Here is a 20941-nt window from a genome sequence, read left to right as displayed (position 1 = left end):
AGATACGCTCCAGACCGTGGCAGGAACAGCTTTTTTGACTATAGCTTGGCCCAGCCATCCCCAGCCCCCGGAGTGCCCGCTTGCTGCTATCCAGACTCGACCGCTGGTTCCATATCACGGCCCGTGGTTCAACGATCCCGCGTGAGGTCATTGCCGGACTGACGGTCTTCGGGGCCATGGCCTATATCGTGGCCGTCAACCCGGCCATCCTCTCGGCGGCGGGTCTGGATCGTCACGACATGGTCATGACCACGATCGCCGGCGCTGTCGCCGGAACGCTGCTGATGGCGCTCTGGGCCAGACTACCCATCGCCCTTGCCCCCGCCATGAGCAGCAATGTCCTGTTCGCACAGGTCGTCGTCCAGCAGGCGCATGTCAGTCCGCGCACGGCCTTCACGGTCGTCCTGTTCAGCGGATTATGCTTCACCGCCCTCTCCCTGAGCCAGATCCGCCAGCGTATCATCCGTGGCTTTCCGCCCTCGATTGTGCTCGGCATTCAAATCGCACTCGGCGCCTTTATCGCCCGGATCGGCCTTATCACGGGCGGCATCGCCGTTCCTTCGCCCGAAGGTCTGACATTCGGCTCCCTGAGCAACCCGTCCGTCCTGCTCAGCATGGCTGGCGTCGTCCTGAGTGCCATTCTCGTGGTCCTGCGCGTCCCGGCCGGACTGCTTATCGCCATCCTCACTATTACCATCACCGGACTTTTCATCCACACGCCCTCAGGCCCGATCACGCATCTTCCAGCCCAGCTGCTGGACTGGCCGCATTATCCAACCAACCTGTTCCTGCCCTTCGATTTCCACGAATATTTTTCCCATCTCGGACTTCTCGTCCCCATCACGCTCTATTTTCTGCTGAGCGATTTCTTCGACGCAACCGCAACAATGATGAGCGTCGCCCACCGCGCAGGTCTGGACGGAACGGTCGAAAAACCTGCGCTCGATCACCGCGCCTTCGGCTCTGACGGAGCGGCCAGCATTATCGGCGCCTCACTCGGAACCTGCACGGTCTCTGCTTATGTTGAGAGTCTGGCAGGCGTCGAAGCCGGTGGTCGTACGGGCCTGAGCGCACTGGTCGTCGCTGTCCTGTTTGTCCTGTCTTCCGTTTTCTGGCCGCTCATCACCGCCATTCCCTCAATCGCTACAGCTCCCGTGCTCATTCTCGTGGGTCTGAACATGCTCGGCAGCCTCAGCCGTGTTGCGGAAACACCCGCTGAAGCCATCCCACCCCTGATCATGCTGCTGATTGCAGGTGTGACCGGCAATTTCATGCTGAGCCTGTCCTGCGGCCTACTGATCTACACCGCGCTGGCCATCGCCAAACGCCAGTTCCAGCGTCTGACACCAATCGTCCTCGGTCTGGATGCTGCCTTCGTTTTTTACATGGTTCTACAAGCACATATGGGAGCATGAAGACCTTTAAAGCGCTATTTTAATTCTTTCTTCATGGCTTCAGGGCAGTCTGCCTCGCATGACTTCCTGCTCTCCCAATCCGCGCCACGTCTTCATCGCCACGCCCTGCTTCGGCGGCACCATCACGCTGGATTACATGCAGTCCCTCATCGGCTGCATGGCCACCGCACCAGCTCATAATCTGCAACTCACCCTGTCCACGATCGGCAGTGACGCCCTCATCACCCGCGCCAGAAACACACTCCTGCATCAGTTCGTGACCATGACCGATGCCACCCATCTTCTTTTCATCGACAGCGACATCGGCTTTTCAATCACCGATATCCTCGCCCTGCTGGATGCGGACCGCCCTTTGATCGGGGGCGCCTATCCCCTGAAATCTCACTACTGGGACCACGATACGGACCGTTTCGTCGCCGCTGGCGAAGACCGCCGGACAGCCAGTCTGCGCTATGTGGGAGACTGCACCGCCCTGCATGACGGCAGCACATCAGGAGATATCGTAACCGTCTCCTATATCGGAACCGGCTTCATGCTCATGACCCGCCAGATGGTTCTCGACATGATCGCCCATTATCCCGAAACCCGTTACAGCCGCATCGACGCAAAGACCGGAGGGCAGGAGCCGCAGACGCCCTCTTCAGACGCCTACGCCCTGTTCGACTGCCTGATCGACCCCGAAACCCGGACATATCTTTCCGAAGATTTCGCCTTTTGCCGCCGCTGGATCACAATCGGCGGACAAGTCGCCCTCCACCGTGGCCTGTCCCTGACACATACGGGCAGCACGACGTTCAAAGGCGACCTTTCCGCGCGAACGCTGCCACTTTCTACTCTTCAGACCTGAAACGACCTGTTTTCCGGCGTCATCTGCCACTATTCCGTCATATTAAACCGGTTTAAACACTCATGCGGTGTCGGGAGCGTGATGCATACATTCCCCGACACCGCTCCCTCTCGCTTCAGGTCATAATCGCCTGACGGAAAAATAAACTGCATATTTCAGTGCAGATCCTGCGAGAGCGTCCTTTCAGAAACCACTCGAACTTTCTGACCTCCGGATAACACGGAAAGTTGACCTGACAGTCATCGTGTGCCGCGTATCCACCTGCCACAAACCCAAAGCTGGCAGCCAGAGACTTGCGCTGGCCTGCATCAATTCCACCCATGGCATTTCTCATTTCGTGGTCAGGGACAGGGCAACATGCACCATGCCCGTCCCCAGAATGGATGTGACCAGCGTGATGATCCCAGTAATGACCGCCCGCCCCCCGATCAGACGGTCGAGCTTCCCGTTGACCACACGATTCCCCTCTTCAACCTTCGTCTCGAGAAGCTTCATCTGATCCCGAAGCGACGAGATTTCCTGCCGCATCTCGTTGCGCAGTTCTTCATATCGATCCGAAAGCCCCCCCGCGATCGTCTCCAGTCGCAGAACCCGATCCTCGAGCATCCGCAACGTATAGGCGCGTCTCTCATTTCCATCAGCCAGACTGACTAGTTGGCCTTCCCCGTCCGACATGTCGTTCCCCCAATAAAAAAAAGCGCTCCCTGAAGGGAACGCTTTTGTGGCATTAAGCCATTAATATAGAAACAAACACCTGATTTATCAACGAAAACCTGAAACCTTCAGTCAACCGTATCAAAAGCCGACTTGGCCACCTTCGGGGATAGGCGCATAGTCGCGCCCCATGACTGTTCCTCCGACAGAAACACTTCTCGACCTGCGCGGTCTGGCCTGTCCCATGCCCGTCCTCAAGGCCAATCGCGCCCTGCGTGACATGGCCCCTGGCGCGAAGCTGCGCATCCTCGCCACAGACCGCGCTTCAGTGGCGGATTTTCAATCCTATTGCCGCGAAACCGGTCATGCGCTCATTGCGTTCACGGAAACCGCAGGCATGCTTTCCTTCGTAATCCGGCGACGTGCAGAAACGTCACCCTCCTGAGGAAACTCCAGCGTTCCCGCGCGCGGGGCTGGCAAAAACTGTCTTCTGCCTGTAATCCCCTCGCTACCTTGTTCCAAAGTATGCCTTGAGGCTTCTCATGCCCGAACTCATTGATGCCCCCATGGATACCCTGTCTTTTGAGGATGCCCTGTCCGAACTGGAGAGGATTGTCCGTGGTCTTGAAGGCGGCCAGATGAAACTCGAGGACGCTATTTCCGCCTATGAACGCGGTGCTGCCCTGCGCAGACATTGCGATGCGAAGCTGGGAGAGGCCGAGATGCGTGTGCGTGCCATCGTGCAGAACGATGACGGCACGACAGGCACGGAGCCTCTTGCCGATACCGGAGACTCCGGCCGATGAATGCCCCTACCCCGTCTGTTTCCCTGAAGGACGCGCTCTCACGCGCCTGTTCTGAAATCGAAAGCACGATCGACGCTCTTCTGCCCATGGTTCCGGGGGACGAGTCCGTTCTTCTGGACGCCATGCGTTACGCCGCCCTTGGCGGCGGCAAGCGTCTGCGCGGTTTTCTGGCCGTCGAAGTCGCGACACTGTTTGGCGCAGAGCGCGAGGCCGCCCTGCGTGTTGCCGCGTCGGTCGAGCTGCTGCACGCCTATTCTCTGGTCCATGACGATTTGCCCTCCATGGATGACGACGACCTGCGACGCGGTCAGCCCTCCACGCACAAGCAGTTCGACGAAGCGATCGCAATTCTGGCAGGCGACGCTCTTCAGACCCGCGCTTTCGAAATTCTCGTCGAGCCCGAAACCAGCACCAACCCGACCGTCCGCGCCAATCTGGCCCTTGCCCTTGCGCAGGCCTCGGGATCGGCTGGCATGGTCGGTGGTCAGGTCATCGATATCCGTGGCGAAGGCCGCGCCCTGCCGCTGGATCAGGTGCATCGTCTGCATGCCCTGAAAACCGGCGCCCTCATCCGCTATGCCGCCGAGTCCGGCGCCATTCTGGCTGATGTGGACGATGAACGTCGTGCGGCCATCGTCGCCTATGGCCGCGATCTGGGCACCGCCTTTCAGGTCGCCGATGACGTTCTGGATTCTACCGCTACCGCCGAGGAACTCGGCAAAACCGCTGGCAAAGACGAAGCCAGCGGCAAATCAACCTATGTCTCCCTGCTTGGCATCGATGGTGCCCGCGCCGAGGCCCGTCGCCTGAGCGACCGGGCACGGGAGGCTCTTTCATCTTTCGGTGCACAGGCCGACGCCCTCAGGGCACTGGCAGATTATGTCGTCGAGCGCAGGAACTGATCCCATGAGCAAGAATTCCTCCACGATTCCTACCTATGGCCGTTATCCCGAACTGGATCGCGTCCGCTTCCCTGCCGACATGCGGAACCTGTCCGTCGACCAGCTCAAGCAGCTTGCCGATGAACTGCGCTCGGAAACCGTTGACGCTGTCTCCACCACAGGTGGTCATCTCGGCGCGTCTCTCGGTGTTGTCGAACTGACCGTCGCTCTGCACGCCGTTTTCAACACGCCTGACGACCGAATCATCTGGGACGTCGGCCATCAGGCTTATCCGCACAAGATCCTGACAGGCCGCCGCGACCGTATCCGCACCCTGCGCCAGCCCGAAGGCCTGTCCGGCTTTACCCGACGTGCGGAAAGCGAATACGATCCGTTCGGCGCGGCGCATTCCTCGACGTCCATCTCGGCAGGCCTCGGCATGGCGGTCGCGCATCACCTGCGCGCGGAAGAAGACCCGAGCTATCACGAACGCAACGTCATCGCCGTCATCGGCGACGGTTCGATTTCCGCTGGTATGGCTTACGAAGCCATGAACAATGCGGCTGTTGCAGGCCCCGGCGCAAACCGCCTGATCGTGGTGCTGAACGACAATGAAATGTCGATCGCACCGCCGGTCGGCTCGATGTCGGACTATCTGTCGCGTCTGATGTCTTCGCGCCAGTTCTTCAGCCTGCGCGATCTCGCAGGCAAGGTCGCCAAGCGCCTTCCGGGCAAGATCGAGCGCACCGCCAAGCGCGCTGAAGAATATGCCCGCGGCCTGATCACCGGCGGTACGCTGTTCGAAGAACTCGGCTTCTATTATGTCGGCCCCGTCAACGGCCATGACATGAGCCAGCTCGTGCCGATCCTGCGCAACCTGCGCGATGCCGACGATCAGGGCCCGATCCTGCTGCACATCATCACCGAGAAGGGCCGCGGCTACAAACCCGCCGAAGCCGCAGGTGACAAATATCATGCTGTCAGCAAGTTCAACGTCGTTACGGGTGAGCAGAAGAAAGCTCCGGCCGGTCCGCCGAGCTACACGTCCATCTTCAGCCGCGAACTGATGCGCCGCGCCAAAACTGACGACAAGCTCGTGACGATCACAGCCGCCATGCCCTCCGGCACGGGACTGAACGCGTTTGCCAAAGCTTATCCGGACCGCTTCTTCGACGTTGGTATTGCCGAACAGCACGCCGTCACTTTCGCAGCCGGTATTGCGTCCGAAGGCCTGCGTCCGTTCTGTGCGATCTATTCAACCTTCCTGCAGCGCGCCTACGATCAGGTCGTTCATGACGTGGCGCTCCAGAACCTCCCGGTCCGCTTCGCCATCGACCGCGCCGGTCTGGTCGGTGCCGATGGCGCCACTCATGCCGGATCGTTCGACCTCAACTACCTGTGCTGCCTGCCAAACATGGTTGTGATGGCGCCGTGCGACGAGATCGAACTGCTGCACGCCACGGCCACGGCCTGTGAATATGACGCTGGCCCGATCGCCTTCCGCTACCCGCGCGGCAATGGCATCGGCCTTGATCTGCCAGAAAAGGGCGAAGTTCTGGAAATCGGCAAGGGCCGGATCGTCCGCGAAGCCCGTCGTGCGCCGAATGCCCGTGGTGGCGTCGCCATCCTGTCGCTTGGCCCCCGTATCCACGAGGCCCTGCGCGCGGCCGACCTTCTGGCCGCACAGGGCGTTCCGGTCACGGTCGCCGATGCCCGTTTCGCCAAGCCGATCGACAAGGCGCTTGTCGAAGATCTGGCCAACCAGCACGAAGTCTTCATCACGCTTGAAGAAGGTGCCATTGGCGGCTTCAGCAGCCTCGTCGTGCAGCACCTTGCCGAGACCGGCCTGCTGGATAAGGTCAAGTTCCGCCCGCTGGCCCTGCCGGATCGTTACATCGACCACAACACGCAGGACGCCCAGTACGAAGAAGCAGGTCTGACAGCGCCGAACATCGTGCATGTCGCAGCCGCTGCTCTGGGCGTCGACGTCGCCCAGCAGTCCGCCTGAGCGACTGATGGCCAAACGCCGCGCCGACCAGCTCCTCGTTGACCGGGGACTGGTCGAAAGCCGGACACGGGCTCAGGCCCTGATCATGGCTGGCCTCGTCTATACCAGTGACCGCCGGATCGCGAAGGCTGGCGACCAGCTTCCCGAGGATGCTCCCCTTGCCCTCAAGGGGCAGGACCATCCCTGGGTGTCGCGCGGCGGCCTCAAACTGATTCACGCCATCGAGCATTTCGGCCTGGACCCGAAAGACCGTATCGCCATCGATGTTGGCGCTTCGACTGGCGGCTTCACGGACGTCCTGCTGACCCATGGCGCCGAAAAGGTCTATGCCGTGGATGTTGGACACGGACAGCTCGCCTGGAAAATCCGCTCTGACGAACGCGTCGTCGTCATGGAAAAGACGAACGCCCGCGCCCTGACGGTCGAACAGATTCCCGAACCCGCCGGAATTGTCGTCTGCGATGCGAGCTTCATCGGCCTGCGCACCGTCCTGCCCGCAGCGCTTGAACTCACCACCCCGGATGCCTGGGCCGTCGCGCTCATCAAGCCACAGTTCGAAGCCGGGCGCGGCGAAGTTGGTGCGAAAGGTGTCGTCCGCGACCCGGCGGTCCATGAACGCGTCTGCGAAGAAATCCGAGAATGGTTCGCAGCCCTCCCCGGTTGGGACGTCCTCGGGATCGAAGCCAGCCCCATCACCGGCCCCGAAGGCAATCGCGAGTTCCTGATCGCTGCCAGAAAAACGGCGCAGGCCCAGCCAGAAGCAGAATAGTTTTCCAAAACAGTTTTACCGGAAAGACCGCGCTTTTCCTTTGGAACTGCGGGTCTTCTCCGTGCTATGGCTCCGCCGTCATGACAGCCGTAATCCATCCAGACATCCGCCCCCGAATCAATTCCGTCGCCTCCGACGACTTGAACGCCGCCGAACGCGAACGCATTCATGCGAAATCTGCTCTGTTCGCGCCGCCCGAGGCGCGTCTCGCAGACGGGCGGCGCGATCTGGTGGGCCTATCACGCGAGGAACTGGCAGCACTCATGACGGATATCGGCGAGAAGCCGTTCCGCGCCAAGCAGCTCTGGCATTGGATCTATCACCAGGGCGCCACCGATTTCTCGGCGATGACCACCATCGCCAAGCCGATGCAGGCCAAACTTGCCGAACATTTCGTCGTAAGCCGCCCCGAGACCGCAACCGAACAGACCTCCGTAGACGAGACACGCAAGTTCCTCTTCCGCTTCCGCGACGGTCAGGAAGCCGAAACCGTCTACATTCCGGATCGTCGGGAAGACCGAGGTGCTGTCTGCATTTCCTCGCAGGTCGGTTGCACCCTGTCCTGCACCTTCTGCCACACGGGCACCCAGAAGCTGGTCCGTAACCTCGGCCCTGCCGAGATCGTCGGTCAGTTCATGGCCGCCCGTGACAGCTACGGCGAATGGCCCAGCCCCAGCGCGGACATGCCACGCTACCTGTCCACGATCGTGCTGATGGGCATGGGTGAGCCGCTCTATAATTACGAAAATGTCGCAAAAGCCATGCGGATCATCATGGATGGTGAAGGCATCGCCCTCTCCCGCCGCCGCATCACGCTCTCAACATCCGGCGTCGTCCCGATGATGGATCGCTGCGGCGAGGAACTTGGCATCAATCTAGCCATCTCCCTACACGCCGTGACGAACGAACTGCGCGACCAGATCGTCCCGCTGAACCGCAAATACCCGATCGAAGAGCTGATCGCCGCATGCCGCCGCTATCCGGCTGCGTCCAACGCGCGGCGCATCACCTTCGAATACATCATGCTCCGCGGCGTGAACGACAGCGAAGCCGATGCCCGCGAACTGGTCCGTCTGATCCGCGATCTGCCGGCCAAGGTGAACCTGATCCCGTTCAATCCCTGGCCCGGCTCGGATTTCCAGCCGTCCAGCCGCGCCCAGATCGCCAAATTCGCCAATATCGTGATGGACGCAGGGTTCGCCTCTCCCATCCGCGCAGCACGCGGACAGGACATCCTCGCAGCCTGCGGTCAGTTGAAAACCGAAAGCGAACGCCAGCGCCGTACAGCCGCATCGGATACCTGACACACGCCCGGTTTCCCTCTGTCGGCTGAACTGCTAGAAACGCTTCTCAAACGAAACACACCAAGGACCACACCGTTATGAGTGCCCACCAGGACGTCAAGAAAGTTGTGCTCGCCTATTCTGGCGGCCTGGACACTTCGGTTATTCTTCGCTGGCTTCAGAAAACCTATAACTGTGAGGTTGTCACCTTCACTGCCGATCTCGGACAGGGTGAAGAACTGGAGCCGGCCCGCAAAAAGGCCGAGATGTTCGGCGTCAAGGAAATCTTCGTCGAGGATCTGCGCGAAACCTTCGTCAAGGATTTCGTGTTCCCGATGTTCCGGGCCAACACGCTCTATGAAGGCCAGTACCTGCTGGGCACGTCTATCGCCCGTCCGCTGATCGCACAGCGCCAGATCGAAATCGCCGAAGCCGTCGGTGCCGATGCCGTGGCGCATGGTGCGACCGGCAAGGGCAACGATCAGGTCCGTTTCGAACTGGGTTATTATTCGCTCAAGCCGGACGTGAAGGTCATTGCACCCTGGCGCGAGTGGGATCTGACGTCGCGCACAAAGCTCCTCGCCTTCGCTGAAGAGAACCAGATCCCCGTCACGAAGGACAAGCGCGGCGAAGCCCCGTTCTCCGTGGACGCAAACCTTCTGCACTCTTCATCCGAAGGCAAGCTGCTCGAAGATCCGTCGATCGCAGCCGAAGAAATCGTTTTCCAGCGCACGATCTCGCCGGAAGCTGCTCCTGACGTCGCAACGGAAATTGCCATCGATTTCGTCAGCGGTGACCCGGTCGCCATCAACGGCGTCGAAATGACCCCGGCCACCCTGCTGACCCGTCTGAACGAACTGGGCCGCGACAACGGCATCGGCCGTCTCGACATCGTGGAAAACCGTTTCGTCGGCATGAAGTCCCGCGGCATCTACGAAACGCCGGGTGGCACGATCCTGCTGGCCGCGCACCGCTCCATCGAAAGCATCACGCTCGACCGCGAAGCTGCCCATCTCAAGGACAGCATCATGCCGCGCTATGCCGAAATCATCTATAACGGCTTCTGGTTCTCGCCCGAGCGCCGGATGCTTCAGGCCCTCATCGACACCAGCCAGCATTCCGTTACCGGGCGTGTCCGCATGCGTCTGTACAAGGGCAATGTGACCTGCGTTGGCCGTGAGAGCCCGAACAGCCTGTACGATACCCGCGTCGTGACTTTCGAGGACGACGAAGGTGCTTATAATCAGCAGGATGCACAGGGCTTCATCAAGCTCAACGCCCTGCGTCTGCGGCTCGGCGGTCAGATCGGCCGCCGCGGCGGCACGCTCTGACTTCTCAACTGACTCCCCGGGAAACCATGACCAGTCTGATCCGTCTTACATCCGCTTTCGCCCTGTGTGGCGCCTTTGCCCTCGCGGGCTGCTCGGGCGCTCCCAAGCCGGTGGATGATTCCGACCTGACACCGGCGCAGTTCATGGCGAAAATCCATGCCCAGCCCGGCGTCAAGACCCTGCCGGACGGCCTGGCCTACAAGGTTCTCCAGTCAGGCCCTAAGGATGGTGATAGCCCGCATCATGGCTCCACCATCATGGTCATCTACGAGGGTCGCCTTCCCGATGGTGGCATTTTCGACAGCTCCGACCAGCACGGCAATGGCGCCTACATGGAAATGCCGCTCGACGGCCTTGTGCAGGGTTGGCTTGAAGCCCTTCCCATGATGCATGTGGGCGATGAATGGATGCTTTACCTGCCGCCGAACCTCGGCTACGGCAAGCGCTCCATGGGCATCATCCCGCCCAACAGCCCGCTGATTTTCAAGATCCGCCTTCTGGGCGTCAATAACGGCGGCGGCGGCCAGCAGTAAAAGCCCCCACCTCTGCCGGAGCCGCTCTCAGGGCCGTTCCGGCAGGGTCCAGTGCGCCTCGCAGCGCGCTTCGTAAAGCTCCTGATCGCCCGTCTCCAGCAAATGACCGGTGTCATGGGTTTTCGCGGTCCACGCGGCGGGCGCACCACAAACATGACAGCGCGCTGTCAGGACAATAACTTCGTCTGCCTCTCCCCTCAGCCGCTCCATGACGTCGAACGGAACGCGCCGGTAATCGGTATCTAGCCCCCCGACGGTCACATCCACGCCCTGCGCCCGAACATCCCGGATATCTTCAACGATATCGCCCTGATAATGCGGCGCAACCCAAAACTGCCCTTCATCCAGAACGATATGGCCGTACCGGTCTGCATCTGCGGGCCATGTGTTTACCGACATCGCAGCAAGATGAGATCCATCCCGGCTGACAAGCTCTGCGCCATCGCGCGTATCAAAGCCGGGTTTGAGCGCCAGAATATCCGTCTGCTTTTTCGCGGCAGCAATCAGATGCGCGGATTTCCCGGCAAACATCGGCCCCACATACACTACAAGACGGCCTTTAACGGTCATGGCTTCTCCTTCCGATAGCGCCATGAGCCCTATTACAGCCGATTTGCCAAGCCCCGGACTTGCTGAAACGCCTCCGAAGATGCGACAACGGCACTGTGATCAGAATTGACCCCGCTGTCCGACTTCCCCTGTTTCTCGCCATTTTCATGGTGGCGGCCTTCGTTGTCGGTCATGCCTGGGAAAATCGTGCTCAGGCCCCGCGCGAATACGCCAATGAATGCAGTATCTGCCACCATGGCGGTCATGGTCAGGTTTCTGAAGTCGCCCCTATTTTCGGTCGCGTCGGCCCGATCGCCCAGTCCCCTGCCGGTCATCACTATCTGGTCGATGTCCTGCTTTACGGACTGGACGGCCCCATCACGGCGGGAGACGGCCATTACAACAGTTCCATGCCCTCTTTCCATCGCCTTTCCAACGATGAAATCGCCCGCATCCTGACATTCGTCGCGAGTCAGGAAATGCCCGCAGACGCCCCCAAATTCACCACCGCCGATATCACAGTCGCACGAGCTCACCCGATGTCGGCGACGGACGTCCTGCAGGAACGCCAGAGGCTGGACCTGCAAACACCCGTTCATTGAAGCCATTCGCTTCCCCTTTCCCAGCAAATGAAGACAGAACCCATGCAGCGCGTATTTTCCGGCATTCAGCCAACCGGCATTCCCCACCTGGGCAATTATCTCGGAGCGATCCGCAACTGGGTTACGCTGCAGAAAGACCACGACTGCGTCTTCTGTCTGGTAGACCTGCATTCCATCACCATGCCTTGGGACCCGCAGACCCTGCGTGAACAGACGCTCGGCTCGACAGCCTGCCTTCTGGCGGCCGGAATCGAACCCACACGTCTGTACAACCAGTCTGCCGTTAGCGCGCATGCCCGCCTCGGCTGGATTTTCAACTGCGTTTCGCGCCTCGGCTGGCTCAACCGCATGACCCAGTTCAAGGACAAGGCCGGCAAGAACCGCGAGAACCATTCGGCGGGCCTGTATGTCTATCCCAACCTGATGGCCGCCGACATTCTGGCCTTTCACGCAACCCGCGTCCCCGTCGGCGAAGACCAGCGCCAGCATATCGAACTCACCAACGATATCGGCCAGAAATTCAATCACGACATGGGCGTGGAGTTCTTCCCGCAAGTGGAGGCCTTCATCCCCCCTGCCGCGGCCCGCGTTATGAGCCTGCGCGACGGCAGCAAGAAAATGTCCAAGTCCGACCCGTCAGAACAGAGCCGCATCGTCCTGACCGACACGGCAGATGACATCGCCCTGAAGATCCGCCGCGCCAAGACCGATTCCGAACCGCTCCCCAGCGAAATGGACGGTCTGAGCGAACGTCCGGAAGCCCGGAACCTCGTCTCCATCTATGCAGCCATGTCGGATGAAACACCGGCAGACATTCTGGCCCGTTTCAGCGGTCAGGGCTTTGGCCCATTCAAGAACGCTCTCGCGGATCTTTTGGTGGAACGTCTGGCCCCGGTCGCCAGCGAGACACAGCGCCTACTTCAGGACGAAGCGCATCTGCTCTCGGTTCTGCGTGCCGGTGCCGAACGTGCAAACAGCGTTTCGGAACCGATCGTTCAGGAAGCCGAACGCCTCGTCGGCTTCCTACGTTAAAATTTCAGTGGCTGGACGACCGGGAAACCGGCTCGTTCAGCAGATCCATGATCTCGGCGGCCGCTGCATCAGCGGGCGTCCCCACCGGCGGTGCGAGCATCTCAAGCACGTCGGCAAACGCCATACGCTGCTTTTCCACCATCTGCGGATCGCTCAACAGCTTCGAGACCATCTCGGCCAATTTCTTTGGCGTACAGTCTTCCTGAAGCAGTTCCGGCACAACTTCCCGACCGGCCAGAAGATTGACCATCGCCACATGCGGCACTTTGATCAGGCGCCGCGCGATCGTCGCCGTCACCGGGTTGACCCGATACGTCACCGCCATCGGCACGTTACCCATCGCCAACTCCAGCGTGGAAGTCCCTGACTTGGTCAGGGCACACTGCGCGGCTGCAAAAGCATCATGCTTGTCATGAATGTCCGTGACGATATGCGGTTGGATCGGCCATTTGCGGATCAACTGACGGATCGTCGGCGCAATCACGGGTGCAACCGGAATCACAGGACAGATATCCGGATACTGTACCCGCAAAATATCCAGCATTTTACGAAAAACAGGTAAAAGCCGAGGGGCTTCCGAACGTCGACTGCCGGGCATTAGGATCACGACCGGCGCATCGGCTGGAATGTTATGTCTCAGCCGAAACCGCTGGGCATTGCCTTGCCGTACGCCGGACTGAAGCACCGGATGCCCGACAAATCGACCCTCCAGCCCCCGCTTTGCAAACCATTCAGGTTCAAAAGGCAGCAGGCAAAGAAGCCTGTCCCACAAACCAGGGAATTCCTTGACCCGGCTTTCCCGCCAGGCCCAGACCTGCGGCGCCACATAATGAACGCGCTTGATCCCGGAACGCTCGATTTTCTGCAATAGGCGCAGCGCAAAACCCGGACTGTCGATCGTCACGACAAGATCGGGTTTGCGTAGTTCGATATCCTGCACGGCTTCTAGAAGCCGCTGCGACAGATGCCGCAGACGAGGCAGCACTTCGACAAACCCCATCACCGCCAGATCACTCATCGGAAACAGGCTGTGAAGCCCCAGCGCTTCCATGCGCCCTCCGCCGACGCCTGCGAAAACCAACGACGGGTCCTGCGCATGGAGCGCCTGCATCAGGCGCGCTCCAATCACGTCTCCACTGGCCTCACCGGCCAGAATCCAGATCACCCGCCCATACCGGGGCAAAGGCGTGGTCTTTTGGGAAGGGTCCGCTGTGGACTGTCCGTCAGATCCGGATTCTGGAAGAGAGTTCATCGACGCAATACTGCCCCTGTTGCCTTGAGAACCGCAGCTTCCACCGATTTGGAAACCGCTTCAAGCTGCGTATCCGTAAGACTCTCGCTCTGTGGCTGCAAGACCACTTCCACACCGAGCGAGCGATGTCCCTCCGGCAGACTGCCTCCTTCGAACACATCGAACAGGCGCACATCCTGCACCAGATTGCGATCCGCCATCCGCACTGCTTTCAGAACGGCCTGGATTTCGACATCCGGTCCCGCGACGAAAGCAAAGTCACGCCGGACAGGCTGCAACGCCGACAGGACAGGGACGGATTTCCGTTTGGCCTTCGGCTGCGGCACCTGATCCAGATAGACTTCAAAGGCCACCACGGTTCCGCTCAGGCCCAATGCCCGCGCAACACACGGATGCAGTTCGCCAAAGCTGCCCAGAACCGTCTTCGGTCCCTGCCGCACCTGCCCCGACCGACCCGGATGATAGAAGCCCGGCGCATCCGCCGTCACGGAGAGTGCAGCTTCCGGCACGCCAAGCGCCACCAGAGCCGCCGACAGATCCGCCTTCGCATCCCACAACGTCGCGTCACGCGCAGCCACACCCGGCTCACGAGCCGTCTGCCCGGCCCGAAGCCCGGCAAGACGCAGATGCTGCCCCGCGGCATCAAAGCACGGCCCGACTTCGAACAGTGCGCCTTCTCCCGAAACGCCGAGGCCACGCGCCAGATTGCGTGACAGGGACCGCGCTAGATTGACCAATGGGGTCGGGCGAAGCTGATCCAGATCCGTGGCGATCGGGTTCAGAAGATGCTGAGTCTCTGGCAGATCTCCGAACAGTGCAGCATCGTCCTGCGCCACGAAGGAAAAGCCGACTGTCTCGGTCAGTCCTCGGGCCGCACAGATCCGCCGCAACAGAGCCGTACGGGCCTGAAGAGACGTCACAGCCGGAGCCGGAACCACCGTCGCCTGCGGCAACGCGACCGCCGGGACATTGTCCAGCCCGTAAAGACGCAGCACTTCTTCAAGAAGATCGCACTCCGCCTCCATGGCCCGAACATGATCGGCAGCCTTCGCCGCCACAGCCTCGTCCAGCGTCGGTGCCTGCGCCAGAACCTGCCCCGAAGCGACATCATTCCGCCAGGACGGCACAAGGAAGGTCGCAGCGTCTGCCGTCTGCTCTGTCACCTCAAAGCCGAGATGTTCCAGAGCGCGTACGGCATCTGCAGACGCGATATCCACGCCCCCCAACGTCTTCAGACGCTCGAAACGCAGCGTCGCGGTCCGCTTCCAGTCCGGCAGAGTGCCAGCTTCGGTAATCTCGCTGACCTCACCGCCACAAAGATCACGGATCATGACCGTAGCGGCCTCAAGCCCGTTGAGAACCTGCGCAGGGTCAATCCCACGCTCGAAACGCTGGCGCGCATCGGTGTGAATGGCCAGACGGCGTCCAGTCAGGGCAATCCGCACCGGATCGAACAGGGCGGATTCCACGAACACATCCGTCGTGTTCTCGTCCACACCGCTGCTCTCGCCGCCAATCAGCCCGGCAAGCGACTGCACCCCGGCCTCATCGACAATGACCATGTCCTCGGTCCCGAGCACATATTCGCGTCCATCAAGCCCGGTGAAGGTCTCGCGAGCCGCGTGCGTCACCGTCAGCGTATCGCCTTTAAGTTTCGCAAGATCAAAGACATGCAGCGGTCGGCCAAGATCGTATGTGAGGTAATTCGTCACATCAACGAGGGCCGAAATCGACTTGACCCCAACAGCTTCCAAACGACGCCGCAGCCAGTCGGGGCTCGGCCCGTTCTTCACATTCCGAATAACGCGCCCAACGATATAAGGACAGGCCGGATGCTCGGTCTTCCATACCAGCGGAGACGGAAAATCCCCTTCCACGGCTTCCGTAAGCCATGGCTTGAGACGTCCGATGCCTCCCGCGGCCAGATCGCGCGCAATGCCACGAATGCTCAGCGCATCGCCGCGATTGGGCGTAATCGCGATCTCGATAACGGGATCATCCAGTTCCGCATAGGCCGCGTAGGACTCACCGATCGGAGCCGCTTCAGAAAGCTCGGCAATCCCGTTGCTTTCCTCGCCCAGCCCCAGTTCCTTCAGGGAGCACAGCATTCCGTTGCTGTCCTGCCCGCGGATCTTGCCCTTCTTGATGGTGATGTCGAGCCCCGGAACATACGTCCCCGGCGTCGCAAAAATCACATGCAGACCCGCGCGGGCATTCGGCGCACCACACACGACCTGCACGTCTTCAAAACCACCACCGGCAGCCACACGACAGACCTGAAGGCGATCCGCATCAGGATGGCGATGCGCTTCGACAATCTTGGCCGTCCGGAAACCCACCAGACGGTCGGCCGGGTTCTCAACACCCTCGACTTCAAGCCCGATAACGTTCAGCCGGGCGCAGATGTCTTCAACAGAAGCCGTAAAATCAAGATGTTCACGCAGCCATGAAAGAGAGAACTTCATGTCACACGCCCTCCGTCAGCGTGGCAGGCGAAAACGCCGAAAATCCATAATGACGCAGCCAGCGCAGGTCGCTCTCATAGAAAGAGCGAAGATCGGGGATGCCATTCTTCAGCATCGCCAAACGCTCGATTCCCATTCCGAACGCAAAGCCCTGCCATTCAGCCGGGTCCAGTCCACAATTCGCCAGAACCCGCGGATGGATCATCCCCGAACCCAGAACCTCAAGCCAGTCAGACCCGCCACCGATCTCGCCCGTCGCCTTAGACCAGCCGATATCAACTTCCATGGAAGGTTCAGTGAACGGAAAGTAAGAGGCCCGGAAACGAACAGGCAGGTTCGGCTTGTCGAAATAGACGCGCAGGAATTCGATCAGACAGCCTTTGAGATGACCCAACGTGATATTGCGATCCACCACCAGACCTTCGCACTGATGGAACATCGGCGAATGCGTTGCATCATGATCGGCACGATACGTCCGGCCGGGTGCAATAATACGGATAGGCGGATGTGAGCCGAGCATCGTGCGGATCTGCACGCCGGATGTCTGCGTCCGCAGCACCCGCGGCTCCCCGCCTTCCGTTTCTGGCGGAAGATAGAACGTGTCGTGCTCAGTCCGTGCAGGATGATGGTCCGGCGTGTTGAGCGCCGAGAAATTGTGCCACTGGCTCTCGATATCCGGCCCTTCAGCAACGGAAAAACCCATCGCGCCGAAAATGGCCGTCATTTCTTCAATGGTACGGCTGATGGGATGGATGGTGCCCGTCACAACCGCAGGCGTGGGCATCGTCACATCGACGCGCTCGGAGCGCAGACGGGCCTGAAGCGCCTCTTCTTCAAGATCGCGACCACGTGCCTCGACAGCCGCCGTGAGTTCGTCACGCAGACGGTTCAGCGCCTGACCTCGCTCCTTGCGTTCCTCAGGTTCCAGCTTACCGAGCTGCTTGAGCAGACCGGTCAGCGCACCGGATTTACCCAGTGTCCCGACGCGGATCGCGTCCCACTGCGCACGGTCCTGCGCTCCGGCCAGCGCCGCCAGCGTATCATTCCTGAGTATATCGAGATCGTCAGCCATACCGCCCATCTCCTGCAGCACAAAACAAAACGGGCCGTCCTGATAACAGGACGGCCCGCCAGTCACCAGACCCCAAGGAGGGGTCAAGCCGGAAAAGCTCAGCCGAGAGCGGCCTGGGCCTTCTTCACGATTTCACCGAAAGCGGCGCTATCGTCAAAAGCAATGGCGGCGAGGACCTTACGGTCGATCTCGATACCAGCCTTGTCCAGACCGTTGATGAAGCGGCTATACGTCAGACCATGCTCGCGGACAGCAGCGTTGATACGCTGGATCCACAGGGCGCGGAAATCACGCTTCTTGTTGCGACGGTCACGATACGCATAACGCAGCGCCTTCTCGACGCGCTCGAGAGCAATGCGATAGTTCGTGGACGAACGACCGCGATAGCCCTTGGCGAGCCCGAGAACCTTCTTGTGACGGGCGTGCGACGTTACGCCCCGCTTGACACGTGCCATAGTACCTTATCTCCTCAGAGCCCGTAGGGCGCCCACTGCTTGATTGTCTTCGCATCCATGTCCGTCATGGTCTGGGGACCACGGTTGGTGCGCTTCATCTTCTGCGGACGGTTGATAAGGCCATGGCGCTTGTTGCCCGGGCCGCACATCACTTTGCCGGTCGCGGTGATCTTGAACCGCTTCTTGACCGACGACTTGGTCTTCATCTTGGGCATTTCGGTCTCCCTCGCCGTAAACGATTGGTCCCTCACACAGTAGGGACTCTGCACGGCCGGGCATGCCACTCGTGGCCCGGACGCGTGCGCGGAAGCGGGGTCCTTATCGGAGGCCAAAGTATTCTGCAAGCGCATTATTTTCTTGAACGCTCAATCATAAGTGCCTCCTTTCCTCAAGTCACGACGACGTGAACGCCCTCACAGTGACGTGAGCAAAGTGAACCTTCTGACATCTTGACCCTTGATATCCTTCCATGTGCTTTGTCCGGAAGTCACCGTGCTGCACCAGAACAACATCTTCAGGAACATCATGAGCACATCATCCCGGCCAGGGCTTTGGGCCCTGATAACGGCCGCGGTCTTCGCGCTTTGCGGCGCGATCCTTACCGTAGGCGGCGCATGGGTCGCCGCTATCGGCGGCCCACTGTATTACGTCATCCTTGGCCTGGCGCTCCTTGCCACGGCTTTCCTCTCATTCCGGCGCAATTCCGCTGCACTTTATCTCTTTGCAGTCGTCGTTTTCGCAACGGTCATCTGGGAACTTACGGTTGTCGGTCTCGACATCTGGGCCCTGATCCCGCGTTCGGACATCGTCATCATCCTCGGCATCTGGCTGCTGCTACCGTTCGTCTCCCGCCAGATCGGCGGAACACGCACGACCATTCTGCCGCTCGCAGGTGCCGTTGGCGTTGCGGTTCTGGCCCTGTTCGCCAGCCTCTTCACGGACCCGCACGACATCAGCGGCGAACTGCCGACGCAGATCGCAAACGCCTCCCCCGCCGACCCGGACAACGTCCCGGCCAGCGAGTGGCACGCTTACGGCCGCACGCAGGCCGGTGACCGCTGGTCCCCGCTGAATCAGGTTAACGCATCGAACGTCAGCAACCTCAAGGTCGCATGGCATATCCACACCGGGGATATGATGACGCCGAACGATCCAGGTGAAGCGACGAACGAAGCCACCCCGATCGAATTCAACAACACGCTTTACATGTGCTCCCTGCACCAGAAGCTGTTTGCGATCGACGGCGCGACCGGCAACGTCAAATGGGTCTATGATCCGAAACTCCAGATCAATCCGGGCTTCCAGCATCTGACCTGCCGTGGCGTCAGCTTCCACGAAACGCCGGTCAATGCGACCGATTCCGATGGCAACCCCGCTCCGACGGACTGCGCCAAGCGCATCATCCTGCCGGTCAACGATGGCCGTCTGGTTGAAGTCGATGCAGACACGGGCAAGGCCTGCTCGGGCTTCGGCACCAATGGCGAAATTGATCTACGCGTTCCGAACCAGCCTTACACGACGCCCGGCCAGTACGAGCCGACGTCCCCGCCGGTCATCACGGACAAGCTGATCATCGCCAACAGCGCGATCACCGATAACGGTTCGGTCAAGCAGGCTTCGGGCGCGACACAGGCATTCGACGTCTATACCGGCAAGCGCGTCTGGGTCTTCGATGCCTCGAATTCCGACCCGAACCAGCTTCCGGATGAAAACCATCCTGTCTTCCATCCGAACTCCCCGAACTCCTGGATCGTGTCGTCCTACGACAAGGCCCTGAACCTCGTTTACATTCCGATGGGCGTGGGCACTCCCGACCAGTGGGGCGGATATCGCACGAAGGATTCCGAGCGTTTTGCTCCGGGCATCGTCGCGCTGAACGCAGACACGGGTAAGCTCGCCTGGTTCTACCAGACGGTTCATCACGATCTGTGGGACATGGACGTTCCGTCCCAGCCGAGCCTCGTGGATATTACACAAAAGGACGGCACACTTGTTCCGGCCATATATATCCCGACCAAGACCGGCGATATCTTTGTCCTCGACCGTCGCACCGGCAAGGAAATTGTCGCGGCTCCGGAAACACCGGTCCCCGGCGGCGCTGCTCCGGGCGATTACACCAACCCGACACAGCGGATGTCCAAGCTGACACTTCGTCCGAAGAACCCGCTGAACGACTCCGATATCTGGGGCGGCACGATCTTCGACCAGATGTTCTGCAGCATCTATTTCCACACCCTGCGCTACGAAGGTCCCTTCACACCGCCGTCGCTTCAGGGCTCGCTCATCTTCCCGGGCGATCTGGGCATGTTCGAATGGGGCGGTCTGGCCGTCGATCCGCAGCGTCAGGTGGCTTTCGCCAACCCGATCTCGCTGCCATTCGTCTCCCAGCTGGTTCCTCGCGGACCGGGCAACCCGCTCTGGCCTGACGAAAACGCCAAGGGCACGGGCGGCGAAACCGGCCTGCAGCACAATTATGGCATTCCGTACGCCGTCAACCTGCATCCGTTCCTGGATCCGGTGCTGCTGCCGCTCGGCATCAAGATGCCCTGCCGCACACCGCCCTGGGGCTATGTCGCGGGTATTGACCTGAAGACCAACAAGGTCGTCTGGCAGCACCGCAACGGCACCCTGCGTGACTCGATGTATGGCAGCTCCCTGCCGATCCCGCTGCCGCCGATCAAAATCGGTGTTCCGAGCCTTGGCGGCCCGCTCTCCACGGCTGGCAACATCGGCATCCTGACGTCGTCCATGGATTACTACATCCGAGCTTACAACCTGACCACGGGCAAGGTCCTCTGGCAGGATCGTCTGCCGGCTGGTGCCCAGAACACCCCGATGACGTATGCCATCAACGGCAAGCAGTACATCGTAACCTATGCTGGCGGACACAACTCGTTCCCGACCCGCATGGGCGACGACATCATTGCCTACGCCCTGCCCGATCAGAAATGATCTGACAGGACTACACGGGTTATAAAAAAAGGGGA

20 protein-coding genes are annotated in these 20941 nt (G+C 60.4%); 13 read left to right on the top strand and 7 right to left on the bottom strand.

Annotated features, from left to right (window positions below; all coding sequences use genetic code 11):
- The first annotated feature begins 83 nt into the window (after positions 1-83).
- A complete protein-coding gene (locus ABDK74_RS13030; RefSeq protein ID WP_346004236.1) occupies positions 84-1415 on the top strand; it encodes an NCS2 family permease in 1332 nt (443 codons plus the stop codon).
- 58 nt (positions 1416-1473) lie between these two features.
- Entirely contained in the window at positions 1474-2262 is a 789-nt protein-coding gene (locus ABDK74_RS13025; protein ID WP_346004102.1) for a hypothetical protein, read from the top strand.
- Positions 2263-2592: 330 nt separating this feature from the next.
- Here ABDK74_RS13025 and ABDK74_RS13020 read toward each other — a convergent pair whose 3' ends face one another.
- Positions 2593-2937 carry a hypothetical protein gene (locus ABDK74_RS13020; RefSeq protein ID WP_194254823.1) on the bottom strand — a complete coding sequence of 115 codons (345 nt, stop codon included), beginning with the start codon at positions 2935-2937 and terminating at the stop codon, positions 2593-2595.
- 169 nt (positions 2938-3106) lie between these two features.
- On the opposite strand from ABDK74_RS13020, the gene ABDK74_RS13015 reads away from it, so the two are divergent.
- The 8 genes from ABDK74_RS13015 to ABDK74_RS12980 all read left to right on the top strand — a co-directional run bounded on the left by ABDK74_RS13015 (position 3107) and on the right by ABDK74_RS12980 (position 10527).
- On the top strand, positions 3107-3361 hold the full coding sequence (locus ABDK74_RS13015; RefSeq protein ID WP_099286826.1) for a sulfurtransferase TusA family protein: 255 nt from the start codon (positions 3107-3109) through the stop codon (positions 3359-3361).
- Between the two features lie 97 nt (positions 3362-3458).
- A complete protein-coding gene (locus ABDK74_RS13010) occupies positions 3459-3722 on the top strand; it encodes an exodeoxyribonuclease VII small subunit (protein WP_346004101.1) in 264 nt (87 codons plus the stop codon).
- Positions 3719-4624: a polyprenyl synthetase family protein gene (locus tag ABDK74_RS13005; RefSeq protein WP_346004100.1), complete on the top strand. Its 906-nt coding sequence runs from the start codon at positions 3719-3721 to the stop codon at positions 4622-4624. Before ABDK74_RS13010 ends, ABDK74_RS13005 begins: the two co-directional genes overlap by 4 nt.
- 4 nt (positions 4625-4628) lie before the next feature.
- Positions 4629-6611 carry a 1-deoxy-D-xylulose-5-phosphate synthase gene (dxs, locus tag ABDK74_RS13000; protein ID WP_346004099.1) on the top strand — a complete coding sequence of 661 codons (1983 nt, stop codon included), beginning with the start codon at positions 4629-4631 and terminating at the stop codon, positions 6609-6611.
- Positions 6612-6618: 7 nt separating this feature from the next.
- Positions 6619-7380 carry a TlyA family RNA methyltransferase gene (locus ABDK74_RS12995; protein ID WP_346004098.1) on the top strand — a complete coding sequence of 254 codons (762 nt, stop codon included), beginning with the start codon at positions 6619-6621 and terminating at the stop codon, positions 7378-7380.
- Between the two features lie 80 nt (positions 7381-7460).
- Positions 7461-8684 (top strand): 23S rRNA (adenine(2503)-C(2))-methyltransferase RlmN, encoded by a 1224-nt coding sequence (gene rlmN / locus ABDK74_RS12990; protein WP_194254832.1) that lies wholly within the window; start codon positions 7461-7463, stop codon positions 8682-8684.
- A 77-nt stretch (positions 8685-8761) separates the two neighbouring features.
- On the top strand, positions 8762-9994 hold the full coding sequence (locus tag ABDK74_RS12985) for an argininosuccinate synthase (protein WP_099286832.1): 1233 nt from the start codon (positions 8762-8764) through the stop codon (positions 9992-9994).
- A gap of 26 nt (positions 9995-10020) precedes the next feature.
- Positions 10021-10527 carry an FKBP-type peptidyl-prolyl cis-trans isomerase gene (locus tag ABDK74_RS12980; protein WP_099286833.1) on the top strand — a complete coding sequence of 169 codons (507 nt, stop codon included), beginning with the start codon at positions 10021-10023 and terminating at the stop codon, positions 10525-10527.
- Between the two features lie 27 nt (positions 10528-10554).
- Here ABDK74_RS12980 and ABDK74_RS12975 read toward each other — a convergent pair whose 3' ends face one another.
- Positions 10555-11097, bottom strand: a complete 543-nt coding sequence (locus tag ABDK74_RS12975; RefSeq protein ID WP_346004097.1) for a thymidine kinase — start codon at positions 11095-11097, stop codon at positions 10555-10557.
- Between the two features lie 95 nt (positions 11098-11192).
- Between ABDK74_RS12975 and ABDK74_RS12970 the strand changes: the two genes are divergently transcribed.
- Together ABDK74_RS12970 and trpS are read left to right on the top strand one after the other, a co-directional pair.
- A complete protein-coding gene (locus tag ABDK74_RS12970) occupies positions 11193-11678 on the top strand; it encodes a c-type cytochrome (RefSeq protein ID WP_346004096.1) in 486 nt (161 codons plus the stop codon).
- 42 nt (positions 11679-11720) lie between these two features.
- A complete protein-coding gene (gene trpS / locus ABDK74_RS12965) occupies positions 11721-12710 on the top strand; it encodes a tryptophan--tRNA ligase (protein ID WP_086648774.1) in 990 nt (329 codons plus the stop codon).
- 4 nt (positions 12711-12714) lie between these two features.
- Here trpS and lpxB read toward each other — a convergent pair whose 3' ends face one another.
- From lpxB to rpmI, 5 genes are all read right to left on the bottom strand, one after another.
- Positions 12715-13962, bottom strand: a complete 1248-nt coding sequence (lpxB, locus tag ABDK74_RS12960) for a lipid-A-disaccharide synthase (RefSeq protein WP_346004095.1) — start codon at positions 13960-13962, stop codon at positions 12715-12717.
- Positions 13959-16427: a phenylalanine--tRNA ligase subunit beta gene (pheT, locus tag ABDK74_RS12955; protein WP_346004094.1), complete on the bottom strand. Its 2469-nt coding sequence runs from the start codon at positions 16425-16427 to the stop codon at positions 13959-13961. The genes lpxB and pheT overlap by 4 nt, the downstream gene beginning before the upstream one ends.
- Position 16428: 1 nt before the next feature.
- A complete protein-coding gene (gene pheS / locus ABDK74_RS12950; RefSeq protein ID WP_346004093.1) occupies positions 16429-17499 on the bottom strand; it encodes a phenylalanine--tRNA ligase subunit alpha in 1071 nt (356 codons plus the stop codon).
- Positions 17500-17597: 98 nt separating this feature from the next.
- The gene (rplT, locus tag ABDK74_RS12945) at positions 17598-17954 is read right to left on the bottom strand and encodes a 50S ribosomal protein L20 (RefSeq protein ID WP_062033041.1); all 357 of its coding nucleotides are present in this window, start codon (positions 17952-17954) and stop codon (positions 17598-17600) included.
- Between the two features lie 14 nt (positions 17955-17968).
- Positions 17969-18169 carry a 50S ribosomal protein L35 gene (rpmI, locus tag ABDK74_RS12940; RefSeq protein WP_046901279.1) on the bottom strand — a complete coding sequence of 67 codons (201 nt, stop codon included), beginning with the start codon at positions 18167-18169 and terminating at the stop codon, positions 17969-17971.
- Positions 18170-18479: 310 nt separating this feature from the next.
- Between rpmI and ABDK74_RS12935 the strand changes: the two genes are divergently transcribed.
- On the top strand, positions 18480-20906 hold the full coding sequence (locus ABDK74_RS12935) for a glucose/quinate/shikimate family membrane-bound PQQ-dependent dehydrogenase (RefSeq protein ID WP_346004091.1): 2427 nt from the start codon (positions 18480-18482) through the stop codon (positions 20904-20906).
- The last annotated feature ends 35 nt before the right edge of the window (positions 20907-20941 follow it).

Origin of the sequence: Gluconobacter sp. OJB (assembly GCF_039638275.1) — a bacterium.
In the GTDB taxonomy this organism is placed as follows: Bacteria; Pseudomonadota; Alphaproteobacteria; order Acetobacterales; family Acetobacteraceae; genus Gluconobacter; species Gluconobacter cerevisiae.
Note: the sequence above shows the minus strand (reverse complement) of the source record. Positions and strands in the feature narration are given on the sequence as shown.

Bases quoted from the DNA above. Each gene is read 5' to 3' on its own strand.
- pheT (WP_346004094.1), bottom strand. From the start codon at position 16,427: ATGAAGTTCTCTCTTTCATGGCTGCGTGAACATCTTGATTTTACGGCT.
- ABDK74_RS13005 (WP_346004100.1), top strand. From the start codon at position 3,719: ATGAATGCCCCTACCCCGTCTGTTTCCCTGAAGGACGCGCTCTCACGC.
- ABDK74_RS12985 (WP_099286832.1), top strand. From the start codon at position 8,762: ATGAGTGCCCACCAGGACGTCAAGAAAGTTGTGCTCGCCTATTCTGGC.
- ABDK74_RS13020 (WP_194254823.1), bottom strand. From the start codon at position 2,937: ATGTCGGACGGGGAAGGCCAACTAGTCAGTCTGGCTGATGGAAATGAG.
- trpS (WP_086648774.1), top strand. From the start codon at position 11,721: ATGCAGCGCGTATTTTCCGGCATTCAGCCAACCGGCATTCCCCACCTG.
- ABDK74_RS13015 (WP_099286826.1), top strand. From the start codon at position 3,107: ATGACTGTTCCTCCGACAGAAACACTTCTCGACCTGCGCGGTCTGGCC.
- rpmI (WP_046901279.1), bottom strand. From the start codon at position 18,169: ATGCCCAAGATGAAGACCAAGTCGTCGGTCAAGAAGCGGTTCAAGATC.
- ABDK74_RS12980 (WP_099286833.1), top strand. From the start codon at position 10,021: ATGACCAGTCTGATCCGTCTTACATCCGCTTTCGCCCTGTGTGGCGCC.
- rplT (WP_062033041.1), bottom strand. From the start codon at position 17,954: ATGGCACGTGTCAAGCGGGGCGTAACGTCGCACGCCCGTCACAAGAAG.
- ABDK74_RS12935 (WP_346004091.1), top strand. From the start codon at position 18,480: ATGAGCACATCATCCCGGCCAGGGCTTTGGGCCCTGATAACGGCCGCG.
- lpxB (WP_346004095.1), bottom strand. From the start codon at position 13,962: ATGAACTCTCTTCCAGAATCCGGATCTGACGGACAGTCCACAGCGGAC.
- ABDK74_RS13025 (WP_346004102.1), top strand. From the start codon at position 1,474: ATGACTTCCTGCTCTCCCAATCCGCGCCACGTCTTCATCGCCACGCCC.
- dxs (WP_346004099.1), top strand. From the start codon at position 4,629: ATGAGCAAGAATTCCTCCACGATTCCTACCTATGGCCGTTATCCCGAA.
- pheS (WP_346004093.1), bottom strand. From the start codon at position 17,499: ATGGCTGACGATCTCGATATACTCAGGAATGATACGCTGGCGGCGCTG.
- rlmN (WP_194254832.1), top strand. From the start codon at position 7,461: ATGACAGCCGTAATCCATCCAGACATCCGCCCCCGAATCAATTCCGTC.
- ABDK74_RS12975 (WP_346004097.1), bottom strand. From the start codon at position 11,097: ATGACCGTTAAAGGCCGTCTTGTAGTGTATGTGGGGCCGATGTTTGCC.
- ABDK74_RS12995 (WP_346004098.1), top strand. From the start codon at position 6,619: ATGGCCAAACGCCGCGCCGACCAGCTCCTCGTTGACCGGGGACTGGTC.
- ABDK74_RS13010 (WP_346004101.1), top strand. From the start codon at position 3,459: ATGCCCGAACTCATTGATGCCCCCATGGATACCCTGTCTTTTGAGGAT.